The organism is Streptomyces sp. NPDC059456 (assembly GCF_042750055.1).
Classification (GTDB): domain Bacteria; phylum Actinomycetota; class Actinomycetes; order Streptomycetales; family Streptomycetaceae; genus Streptomyces.
Map to the genome: position 1 here is coordinate 1 of NZ_JBHYVA010000245.1, position 10921 is coordinate 10921.

Annotated in this window: 11 protein-coding genes; 6 read left to right on the forward strand and 5 right to left on the reverse strand. The window is 71.7% G+C overall.

Going from position 1 to position 10921, the window contains the following annotated elements:
* Positions 1 to 819, forward strand: an 819-nt coding sequence (locus tag ACFXA3_RS21655; RefSeq protein ID WP_385188998.1) for an ATP-binding SpoIIE family protein phosphatase, incomplete at its 5' end; no start/stop codon positions are given.
* An 80-nt stretch (positions 820 to 899) separates the two neighbouring features.
* On the opposite strand, the gene ACFXA3_RS21660 is transcribed toward ACFXA3_RS21655, so the two are convergent.
* Positions 900 to 3134: a transglycosylase domain-containing protein gene (locus ACFXA3_RS21660; RefSeq protein ID WP_385188999.1), complete on the reverse strand. Its 2235-nt coding sequence runs from the start codon at positions 3132 to 3134 to the stop codon at positions 900 to 902.
* 233 nt (positions 3135 to 3367) lie between these two features.
* Here ACFXA3_RS21660 and ACFXA3_RS21665 point away from each other — a divergent pair, with 233 nt between their 5' ends.
* Complete coding sequence (locus ACFXA3_RS21665; RefSeq protein ID WP_385189001.1) at positions 3368 to 4276, forward strand: SPFH domain-containing protein; 909 nt, start codon at positions 3368 to 3370, stop codon at positions 4274 to 4276.
* The gene (locus tag ACFXA3_RS21670) at positions 4273 to 4545 is read left to right on the forward strand and encodes a hypothetical protein (RefSeq protein WP_385189003.1); all 273 of its coding nucleotides are present in this window, start codon (positions 4273 to 4275) and stop codon (positions 4543 to 4545) included. The genes ACFXA3_RS21665 and ACFXA3_RS21670 overlap by 4 nt, the downstream gene beginning before the upstream one ends.
* Before the next feature lie 113 nt (positions 4546 to 4658).
* On the opposite strand, the gene ACFXA3_RS21675 is transcribed toward ACFXA3_RS21670, so the two are convergent.
* Positions 4659 to 6182, reverse strand: coding sequence for a DUF2079 domain-containing protein (locus ACFXA3_RS21675; RefSeq protein WP_385189005.1), 1524 nt, complete (start codon positions 6180 to 6182; stop codon positions 4659 to 4661).
* 320 nt (positions 6183 to 6502) lie between these two features.
* Here ACFXA3_RS21675 and ACFXA3_RS21680 point away from each other — a divergent pair, with 320 nt between their 5' ends.
* On the forward strand, positions 6503 to 6625 hold the full coding sequence (locus ACFXA3_RS21680) for a hypothetical protein (protein ID WP_385189007.1): 123 nt from the start codon (positions 6503 to 6505) through the stop codon (positions 6623 to 6625).
* 45 nt (positions 6626 to 6670) lie between these two features.
* On the opposite strand, the gene ACFXA3_RS21685 is transcribed toward ACFXA3_RS21680, so the two are convergent.
* On the reverse strand, positions 6671 to 7618 hold the full coding sequence (locus ACFXA3_RS21685) for a hydrogen peroxide-inducible genes activator (protein ID WP_385189009.1): 948 nt from the start codon (positions 7616 to 7618) through the stop codon (positions 6671 to 6673).
* 191 nt (positions 7619 to 7809) lie between these two features.
* Here ACFXA3_RS21685 and ACFXA3_RS21690 point away from each other — a divergent pair, with 191 nt between their 5' ends.
* Together ACFXA3_RS21690 and ACFXA3_RS21695 are read left to right on the forward strand one after the other, a co-directional pair.
* On the forward strand, positions 7810 to 8364 hold the full coding sequence (locus ACFXA3_RS21690; protein WP_352213436.1) for a peroxiredoxin: 555 nt from the start codon (positions 7810 to 7812) through the stop codon (positions 8362 to 8364).
* A 3-nt stretch (positions 8365 to 8367) separates the two neighbouring features.
* Positions 8368 to 8907, forward strand: coding sequence for an alkyl hydroperoxide reductase (locus ACFXA3_RS21695; protein WP_385189011.1), 540 nt, complete (start codon positions 8368 to 8370; stop codon positions 8905 to 8907).
* Between the two features lie 58 nt (positions 8908 to 8965).
* Here the strand turns inward: ACFXA3_RS21695 and ACFXA3_RS21700 are convergent, their stop codons facing one another.
* Positions 8966 to 9655: a hypothetical protein gene (locus ACFXA3_RS21700; RefSeq protein ID WP_385189013.1), complete on the reverse strand. Its 690-nt coding sequence runs from the start codon at positions 9653 to 9655 to the stop codon at positions 8966 to 8968.
* Entirely contained in the window at positions 9639 to 10892 is a 1254-nt protein-coding gene (locus ACFXA3_RS21705) for an AI-2E family transporter (protein WP_385189014.1), read from the reverse strand. Before ACFXA3_RS21705 ends, ACFXA3_RS21700 begins: the two co-directional genes overlap by 17 nt.
* Positions 10893 to 10921 lie beyond the last annotated feature (29 nt).

A 10921-nucleotide genomic window follows, 5' to 3' on the forward strand; every position in this document is an offset into this window, starting at 1 on the left:
CTCGGCTCCGACCGGATGGCCACCTGCCTGTACGCGGTGTACGACCCGGTCTCGCACCGGATCACCATCGCCAACGCCGGCCACCCGCCGCCCGTGCTGCTGCACCTGGGGGGCCGCGCGGAGGTGCTCCGCGTGCCGCCCGGCGCGCCCATCGGCGTCGGCGGCGTGGACTTCGAGGCCGTGGAGCTGGACGCCCCCGCCGGGGCCACCCTGCTGCTGTACACCGACGGCCTGGTGGAGTCCCGGCTGCGCGACGTGTGGACCGGCATCGAGCAGCTGCGCGAGCGGCTCGCCACCACGGCCCAGCTGACCGGCCTGGACCACCCGCCGCCGCTGGAAGCACTCTGCGACGACGTGCTGGACATGCTCGGCCCCGGTGACCGGGACGACGACATCGCACTGCTCGCGGCCCGGTTCGACGGGATCGCGCCCAGCGACGTCGCGTACTGGTTCCTGGACCCGGAGGAGACCGCTCCGGGCCGGGCCCGCCGGTTCGCCCGCCGCGCGCTGACCCGGTGGGGCCTGGAAGACCTCCAGGACTCGCTCGAACTGCTGGTCAGCGAGGTGGTCACCAATGCCGTCCGGTACGCGGAGCGGCCGGTGACGCTGCGCCTGCTGCGGACGGACGTACTGCGCTGCGAGGTCGGCGACGACTCCCCGCAGCTGCCGCGCCAGCGCCGGGCCCGGGAGACCGACGAGGGCGGCCGCGGGCTGTTCCTCGTCAACCGGATGGCCCGCCGCTGGGGCGCCACCCGGCTGAGCAGCGGCAAGGTGGTCTGGTTCGAGCTCCCGCTGCCGGGAGCGCACGACCGGCGCTGATCCCGGACGCGACGCACCGCCGCCCCGCAGCTCGGATGCTGGGGGGCGGCGGTGTGTCGGGCAGCGGCGCTGCGCCCGCGCTACGGGAGCGTGAGCGGCGGGCTCTTGGACGGGTCCACGCTCTTGGACGGATCCACGCTCTTGGACGGGTCCGGGCTCTTCGAGGGGCTCTTGCTCGGGCCCTGCGAACTCTTGCTGGGGTCCGGCGTGTTCTGCGACGGCGAGACCGGCGCGGACGGCGTGACGGCCGAGGAGGAGCTCGACGGGGAGGTGCTGCGGCTCGGCGCGATCGTGGGGCCCATGTCCGCCTCGGAGAGGTCGAACTCGCCGGTGTCCGCGCCCTTCAGCGCCGCCAGCGTGTACGCCTTCCAGATCTCGGCCGGGAAGCTGGAACCACCCGCTCGGCCACCGCCGGCGGTACCGGTCAGGGTGGTCTGCTTGGCCGTGCCGGGCTCCTCGCCGAACATCGCGACGACGGTGACGAGTTCCGGCGTGTACGCGGTGAACCAGGCGGCCACGTTGGACTCGGTGGTACCGGTCTTGCCGGCGGCCTCGTAGGCCGAGCTCCGCACGGCCTTGCCGGAACCGTCCTGGACGACGCCCGTGAGCACCTTGGTCACCGTGTCCGCGGTCTCGCGGGTGATGGCCTGGCCGCCGACGGACTCGACCGGCTTGTAGTCGCGGTCGGCGTGCTTGGCGCTCTTGATGATCGTCGGGGTGATCTTCTTGCCGTGGGCGTCGAAGGTGGCGTAGACGCCGGCCATCTCCAGGGTGTTGGCGCTCATCGTGCCGAGCGACATGGCCGGCTTGTCCTCCGGCCAGCCCGGACGGTCCTTCATGCCGAGCTGGAGGGCCGTCTTCTTCACGGCCGGCGGACCGACGTCCACGATCATCTGGGCGTACACCGAGTTCACGGAGGAATTGGTGGCCGCCTGGACGGTGAGCAGCGGGTCGCCGTAGTTCGCGTTGTCCTGGTTCTGCGGTGCGAACGGGGTGTCGCTGCCGACGACGGGGCGCTTGCTGGTGCCGTCGTAGAGCGCGTTGGGGGTGATCGGCTTGCCGTCGTGCGTCTTGGCCTTGTTCTCCAGCGCGGAGGCGAGCACGATCGGCTTGAACGTCGAGCCGGGCTGGAAGTCCTGGCGCAGGGCGTTGCTCGACCAGTGGTCGCCGAGGCCGGTGCCGCCGTACATCGCGACGACCGCGCCGGTCTTCGGGTCCACGGAGGTGGCGCCGGCCTGCACGGCGGCGTCGACGGTCCGGTCCTTGCGGTCGAGCTTGGACTCCAGCTCGTCCTGGACGGCCTTCTCCAGCGCGGCCTGCTTCTTGGGGTCGATGTTGAGGGTGATCTCCCAGCCGCCGGCCTGGAGCATCTGGGCGGTCATACCGGTCTGCCTGCGCAGTTCCGCGTCGGCCGCCTGCTTCAGGTAGCCCTTCTGGCCCTCCATTCCGGGGGCGGCCTTGGGCTTGATCGGCTCCTGGAACTTCAGTTCCTTGCGCTTGGCGGGGTCCAGGGCTCCCATCTCGACCATGTTGTCGAGGACGCCGTTGAAGCGGACCATGACCAGCCGCTTGCCGTTCGGGCCCGCGGTCGCCCAGTCGTAGTCGCTGGGCGCCTGGAGGACGGCCGCGAGGTACGCGCCCTGCTCGAGGGTCAGCTTGTCGACGTCGACGCCGTAGTACGCCTGGGCGGCGGCCTGGATGCCGTAGGCGCCGCGGCCGAAGTAACTGGTGTTCAGGTAACCCGCCAGGATGTCCGGCTTCTGCATGCGCTGGTCGACCTTGAGGGAGATCACCAGCTCCTTGAGCTTGCGGGTCGGCGTCTGGTCCTGGTTCAGGTAGAAGTTCTTGACGTACTGCTGGGTGATCGTCGAACCGCCGGCCTTGCCCTTGCCGGTGACCGTGTTGAACAGGCCGCGGGCGATGCCCAGGAAGTCGACGCCCTGGTCCTGGTAGAAGGACTTGTTCTCGATGGCGATGAAGCCGGTCTGGACTTCCTTGGGGACCCGGCCGATCGGCACGATCTCGCGGTTCATCTTGCCGTCGCGCGCCATGATCGAGCCGTCGGCGTACTTGTAGACGTTGCTCTGCGTGATCGCGTCGGCGTTCGGGTCGGGCTCGTCCACGTAGAAGTAGAGGGCGACGAGCGCGCCCATGCCGAGCAGGACCATCCCGAAGAACGCCCCGAGGATCTTCTTCCAGGTGAAGAAGCGACGTATGCCGGCCTTCTTGCCGGTGCGCCCCTCCCCCGTGGCGCGCCCGCGCGGCGCCCGTCGCGTACTGCGCTGCTGCGCCTTACGCGCTTCTGCTCGGCCCATCGCTCCCGCTCCGCTCGATTTCCCCCCCGACGTCAGCTCAGAAAGCTAACACCGCAGGTTGTGACAAAGGTCAGCCAACCATGGCCAATACTGGTCATTTCGGACGTGAGAATCAGCACCCACATCAAGGGAACCGACGCGCGGAATGCCCGGAGGGTTGCGGCAACCCAAAAAAGTGATATCACTTTGCTAGGCGGCTCGACCGGCCGCGGCCTAGCGAAACGGGGCAGAACATGACGAAGACGGCGGCGACTGCCGGAGGCGTACGGGAGTTCACGGCACGCAGCGTGGGCGGTGGACTGGCCCTGCTGCTGGGGCTGTTGGGCGCGGTGGCGGGTGCCGCCCTGATCGCCCTGGGCGTGACCGCGGGCGGGGACGTGATGCACGCGTCCCTGATACCTCCGGGCGTGCTGCTGATCATCCTCGCGGTCGTCTCGATGAGCGGGCTGAACACGGTGGCGCCGGGCGAGGCCCGCGTGGTCCAGCTGTTCGGCCGCTACCGGGGGACGATCCGCACGGACGGCCTGCGCTGGGTCAACCCGCTGACCTCGCGGGAGAAGATCTCCACCCGGGTCCGCAACCACGAGACGGCCGTCCTGAAGGTCAACGACGCGTACGGCAACCCGATCGAGCTGGCCGCGGTCGTGGTGTGGCGGGTGGAGGACACCGCGCGTGCGACGTTCGAGGTCGAGGACTTCACCGAGTTCGTCGAAACCCAGGCCGAGGCCGCTGTCCGGCACATCGCGATCGAGTACCCGTACGACGCACACGACGAAGGCGGGCTGTCGCTGCGCGGCAACGCCGAGGAGATCACCGAGAAGCTCGCGCTCGAACTGCACGCACGGGTCGAGGCCGCCGGCGTCCACATCATCGAGTCCCGGTTCACGCACCTGGCGTACGCTCCGGAGATCGCCTCCGCGATGCTCCAGCGCCAGCAGGCGGGCGCGGTCGTGGCGGCCCGCAGGCAGATCGTCGAAGGGGCGGTCGGCATGGTCGAATTGGCCCTGACCCGGCTGGCGGAGGAGGACATCGTGGAGCTGGACCCGGAGCGCAAGGCCGCCATGGTCTCGAACCTGATGGTGGTCCTCTGCGGGGACCGGGCCGCCCAGCCGGTCGTCAACGCGGGCACGCTCTACCAGTGAGCCCCGCCGGCGAGCCGCAGGACCCGCAGCCGGGCCGGGGGCAGGAGAAGGCTCCGCGGGCGGGGCGGCAGGCGCGCAAGCAGGTACTGCTGCGGCTCGACCCGCAGGTGTACGACGCCCTCGCGCGCTGGGCCGGCGAGGACCTGCGCAGCGCCAACGCGCAGATCGAGTTCCTGCTGCGGCGGGCGCTGGCCGAGGCCGGCCGGCTGCCCGGCGGGGCCGCGCCGATCCCGCCGCGCGGCCGGCCCCGCGTCCCGCCCGAGTCCTGACGGCGGGCGGCCGGCGGCCGGCTCCCACCACCGCGGCCCAGGACCGGAGCAGGAGCCGGAGCAGGACCGGAGCAGGGTCGGCACAGGACCGGCACAGGACCGGCCGGGCAGGATCAGGTCCGGCTGAGGAGGACGAACCCGCTCTCCTCGGCCACGGTGCGGTACCCCCGCTGCCGGACCTGGTTGAGGGAGATGGCTTCGGCCACGGGCGAGAGCGGCCAGTGCAGTTGGGGGGCCACCCCCGTGTCCACCATGATCCATTCCGGGTCGGGCCGGCTGTCGGCCCAGCCGTAGAGGCTCACGCTCGTCCGGTCCGCCAGGTGCGGCACCAGGTAGTCCGAGGCCTGGACCCGGGCGCCGTCCGGGATCCGGTCCATCAGCCGGTGCGCCACCGCCACCCGGGGATCCGTACCCCAGAACGGCGGCTGGAGCATCTGCCCGAACGCGTGCGAGGGCAGCAGCAGGGCGCAGATCCCTGCCGCCCCCGCCAGGTACCGGCGCAGTCCGGCGGCCGTCGTGCCGCGCCGGTGCAGGGCGTCGATGAAGGCCGCGAACAGGATCGGCATCAGCGTGAGCGAGTACTGGAACGCGGTGCCCCAGTGGGACTGGTAGTCCGAGACGCCCCGCCACAGCACGGTCGGCAGGGCGATCAGGACCAGCGGTGAGCGCAGGGCCAGGAACAGGGTCGGCGCGAGCAGCAGGGCGAGGGTCGCCACCTTGGTCTCGGGGGTGACGAGCCCGATGGTGACCTTCTGCAGCAGCGCGCCGAAACCGCCCCCGGCCGCGCCGGCGCCGCCCCCGGCTCCGCCGCCCAGGAAGGCGGCGTAGAAGTACGAGCCGTTCGGGTTGAGGGCCGGCAGCCACACCAGCATGGCCAGCACCGTGCACACCGCACCGCCCGCGGCGAGGGCGATCCCCGCCCGGCGCCCGCGCCAGCCGGTGCGCCAGCCGCTGCCGCGGCTGCCCTGCCAGGCGATGACCAGGCCGATCGCGGCCACGGTGAGCCCCATGTCCTCCTTGACGAGCACCAGCGGCAGCGACCACAGCGCCGCGGCTCGCAGCCGCCCCTCGCCCAGCGCGGCCAGTGAGCAGGCCAGGAGCGGGACGGCGAAGGCCCATTCGTGGAAGTCGAACCCGACGGCGCTCGCGATGCCCCACGAGAGGCCGTAGCAGAGCCCGATGACCAGGGCGGCGGCGGAGCCCAGCGCCCGGCGCGCCCACTGGGCGAGAGGCAGGACGCTGACGGCGATCAGCGCCGCCTGCGCGACGAGCAGGGTCCGCGCCGACGGCCACAGCCAGTACAGGGGGGCGAGCGTGACGAGGACCGGCGAGAAGTGGTCCCCGAGGACGGGGAAGTCCGGGCCCTTGACCTCGGATACGGGCAGGTGGCCCTCCGCGTAGGAGCGGACGGCCTGCTCGAAGATCGCCAGGTCGAAGCTGTGCGACAGCAGCCGCTCGTGGGTGCGCAGCGACAGCAGCATGTAGACGAGGAAGAGCCCCGACGCCATGGCCCACATCCACCAGGCGGGCCCGGCCCCCTTCTCGAGGGGTTCGGCGGACGGCCGGGGGGTCGTCCGGGCGGGCTCGTCCGACTGCTGGGGCGGGAGGGCGGCGACATCGGTGGGGGGTGCGTGCATGGCGCGCCTTTCGAGAGCTTCCGGGAACAGGGCCCTTTGCCCTCAACCTGCCAGCCGCTCCCGGGCCCCGCGGCGAACCGTCGCACGCGGGACGAAAGTCCCTACGAATGGCCGCAGGGCGGGCTGCACGTTCCCGCTGCTGCTCACCCCGGCGACCCCGGCGGCGACGGCCGCGCGCCAGGTTCACCTCGACGCCCGCCGAGCGGCCCGGGCACGACACTCCGCTGGTCGCCACGGGGACATGACGTTCCACGGGGGCGACATCGACGGCCGCCTCGTCCAGCCCGAAGGGCCGGACGCCCCGCTGCCGCCCGGCCTCGATGGGCACCAGGACCGGGGTCGCGCCGACGAACAGGCCGGTGCGGATCGAGGCGAACCCCGGCCTCTCGCCCGGTACGGCGCTGCTGCGGATGGTGCGTCCGGACGGCCTGCGCACGGAGTGACGCCGGGCGCGCGCAGCCCCGTACGCCCGGCCCCGCGGCTGCGCCCTACTCGGCGGGCCAGACCGGGAGCGGGCGTACGGCTTCGCGCAGGGCGTCGGCGATGGCCCGGAACTCCTCCTGCCGGGCGGTCCCCGTGCGCATGGCCAGCGCGATGCGCCGCGAGGGCGCGGGCTCGGCGAAGTACCCCGTGGCCAGGTACTCGTTGCGGGCGGTCTCCAGCCGCAGCGCGGTGCGCGGCAACAAGGTCACTCCCAGTCCCCCGGCGACCAGTTGTACGAGGGTGGACAGTCCGGCGGCGGTCGTGGTGACGTCCGCCCCGTCGGTACGGCCCGCCTCGCGGCAGATGTCCAGGGCCTGGTCGCGCAGGCAGTGCCCCTCGTCGAGCAACAGCAGCTGCAGGCCCCGCAGTTCCTCCCGCGGAATGTCCTTGCGGCCGGCCAGCGGGTGCTCGCGGGGGGCGAGGAGTACGAAGTCCTCGTCGAAGACGGGCAGTTCGGTGACCCCGGGGACGCCCAGCGGCACTGCGAGCAGCAGCAGGTCGAGCCGCCCGGCGGCCAGCCCGTCCAGCAGCGAGGAGGTCTGCTCCTCGTGCACCTGGAGGTCCATCCGGGGGTAGCGGCGGTGGAACAGCCCGAGGACGGTCGGCAGCAGGTAGGGGGCCACCGTCGGGATCACCCCGAGCCGCAGGATCCCGGTGAAGGGGGCCCGTACCGCCTCGGCCTCCTCCAGCAGCCCGCCCATGGCGTCGAGGACCACCCGGGCCCGGGCGGCGATCCGCTCACCCGCCGGGGAGAGCAGGACCTTGCGGGTGGTGCGCTCCAGGAGCTGGACGCCCAGGGCCTCCTCCAGCGCGGAGACGGCGCCCGAGAGCGCCGGCTGGCTCATTCCGATGGCCGCGGCGGCGTCCCGGAAGTGCAGGTGTTCGGCCACGGCGGCGAACGCGCGCAGCTGCGCGAGCGTCGCCTGCTTCGCTCCCCTGTTGCCGACAGCCACTGATAGGCACCTCCGATCGCCCGTCTCAAGGCTAGCTGCGCCCGAAGGAAGCATTGATAGGGAAGCCTGATCAGCGCGCCCACCGTTTGCGATTTCCGCGATCAATGCCGCCTGTGTCAGCATGTGAGACCGTCCAACCCCTCAGGGAAAGCCCCCAAAAGGGACCACTTCCCGTCGCGCAAGGAGAGCACGTGCTCACTGTCGGTGACAAGTTCCCCACCTACGATCTGACCGCTTGCGTCTCGCTCGAGGCCGGCAGCGAGTTCGCCCAGATCGACCACAAGACCTACGAGGGCAAGTGGCGCGTGGTGTTCTTCTGGCCGAAGGACTTCACCTTCGTCTGCCCGACCGAGATCGCCGCCTTCGGCAAGCTGAACGAGGAGTTCGCCGACCGCGACGCCCAGATCCTCGGCGTCTCCGGCGACTCGGAGTTCGTCCACCACGCCTGGCGCAAGGACCACGCCGACCTGCGTGACCTGCCCTTCCCGATGCTGGCCGACTCCAAGCACGAGCTCATGCAGGCCTGTGGCGTGCAGGGCGAGGACGGCTTCGCGCAGCGCGCCGTGTTCATCGTCGACCAGAACAACGAGATCCAGTTCACGATGGTGACCGCCGGTTCCGTGGGCCGTAACCCCAAGGAGGTCCTGCGGGTCCTCGACGCCCTGCAGACCGACGAGCTGTGCCCCTGCAACTGGAACAAGGGCGAGGGCACCCTGGACGCCGGCGCGCTGCTGGCCGGTGAGTGACGGATGTCCCTCGACTCCCTCAAGTCCGCCATACCGGACTTCGCCAAGGACCTGAAGCTGAACGTCGGCTCGGTCATCGGCAACCAGGACACCCTCACGCAGCAGCAGCTGTGGGGCACCGTCCTGTCCTGCGCGATCGCCGCCCGCTCCCCGCGCGTCCTGCGTGAGCTGGAGCCGGAGGCGAAGGCGGCGCTGTCGCCGGAGGCCTACACGGCCGCCAAGTCCGCCGCCGCGATCATGGCGATGAACAACGTCTTCTACCGCACCCGCCACCTGCTCTCCGACCCGGAGTACGGCACGCTGCGGGCCGGTCTGCGGATGAACGTCATCGGCAACCCGGGCGTGGAGAAGGTCGACTTCGAGCTGTGGTCGCTCGCCGTCTCCGCGATCAACGGCTGCGGCCAGTGCCTGGACTCGCACGAGCAGGTCCTGCGCAAGGCCGGCGTCGACCGCGAGACGATCCAGGAGGCCTTCAAGATCGCCTCGGTGATCCAGGCCGTCGCGGTCACCCTCGACGCCGAGGCCGCCCTCGCCGCCGAGTGACACCCGGTACGCATGCCAGGGCCCCCGCAGCCGTTCCCGGCCGCGGGGGCCCTGTCGTTCACTTCCGCAGCGCCGCCATGAGGGCGCGCATGTCCTCCAGCATCGCCGCACGAACGGCGTCCTCGTCCGGGTCCGCGATGTCCGGCCTCCCGTACCACTGAACGGTGAGGCTGAAGACGGCGCCGCCGTCGAGCACTTCGAGCCGGGAACCGCCGACCCGGCTGGTGAGCAGCGCCCGCTCGCCGAGCCCGGGGACCTGCTCCACGTCGCCGCCCGAACTCGCCATGGCCCCGACGCCCCCGAGTCCGGTGGGGCCCGCGCCGAACTCCGTGCGGGCATCGGCCCTCTTGTGCAGCTGGACCAGCACCTCGGCATCGAACGAGAGACGGCCTTCGGTGTACGGCGAGCCGTGCGCGCAGTACGACCAGTCCAGCGCGGGGTGCTCCTCGTGGCGTCCGTAGTCCCCGGTGAGCTCCGTGGTGGACGCGGACACCGCGGTCAGCCTGAGCTTGCACAGGTCCTCGACGTGCCGGTACGCGATCCGGGGCGCCGCGTCGCCGAAACGATCCTGCACCGTCAGGACACCGGCCCAGACGGCCGAGGCGGCCACGGCCCCGCCGAGGGCCCATAACCAGGCGCTGCGAGGCCCCCGTACCCGTACCCGCTCGCGCGGGGCGTCGGGCTCCACCGCCGGCCCGGGCGGTCGGCCGGGGTCCCACTGCCCGTCGAGCTCAGGCTCGCTGATCATGCCCGGCCTCGTGGAGGGCCTGTTCCACGGCCGTCGATCCGTGCGGGCCGGGCCCGACCGGGGCGGATCCCCGCAGGAGCTGGTCGCGGGAGTAGGCCCTCAGGTAGACCACCACGGTGTTCGTGACGGCGACCAGCGGAACGGCGACCACCGCACCGCCGATGCCCGCGATCATGCCGCCCGCGGCCACCGACAGCACCACCGCGAGCGGGTGCACCCGTACCGCCCGGCCCAGGATGAACGGCTGGAGCACGTGCCCCTCGATCTGCTGCACCGCCAGCACCACGGCCAGCACCATCAGCGCGGTCCACGGCCCCTGCGTCACGAGGGCGACGACCACCGCCAGGGCGCCGGAGACCACCGCGCCGACGAGCGGGATGAACGCGAACAGGAAGATGAACACGGCCAGCGGCACCGCCATCGGCACCTTGAGGAAGTAGATGCCGAGACCGATGAAGATGGCGTCGATGAGGGCGACGAGCACCGTGCCGCGCACGTACGCCGTCAGCGTGCGCCAGGCGCGCGGACCGGCGCCCGCGACACCGGGGCGGGCGGCGGCCGGGACCAGGCCCTGTACCCAGGTCCAGATGCGCTTGCCGTCGTAGAGCAGGAACAGCGTCGAGAACATCGCGAGCAGGATGCCCGTGAGCACCTCGACGAGGACCGTCACGCCCTGGAGGCCGGCGGAGGTGATCTGCTCGGTGTTGGTGCCGATGGTCTCGCTGAGGTTCTTCGCGATGTCGTTGATCTGCTTCTCGGTCACGTGGAACGGACTGTCCAGTGCCCAGAGTTTGAGCTCGTTGATGCCGTCGCGGACGCGTGCGGAGAGGTCGTCCAGGTTCTCCATGACCTGCCAGACCACGAACCAGCCCACCAGGCCGATGATCACGAACCCGAGGATCGCGGTGACGGCGGTGGCGAGCCCGCGCGGCAGCCCGAGGCGGCGCAGCCGCACCACGAACGGCTGGAGCAGCGCGGTGACGAGCAGGGCGGCCGCGAAGGCGAGGACGACCAGGCGGACTTCGCTGATCACCTTCATCACCACCCAGAGCATCCCGGCGAGCAGCAGCAGCCGCCAGCTCACCTCGGCCGCGACCCGCATGCCCCACGGGACGACGCTCACCGGGTCGGGGCGCCCGCGCGGGACGGGCGGGTACGAGTGGTCCGGGTGCCCGGGGTGTCCGGGGTACTCGGCGGAGGGCCTGCTCACCGCCCGCCAGGGGCACGGCGCCCCGATCCCGGTGCAGATCAAGGAGGCCACCGAGG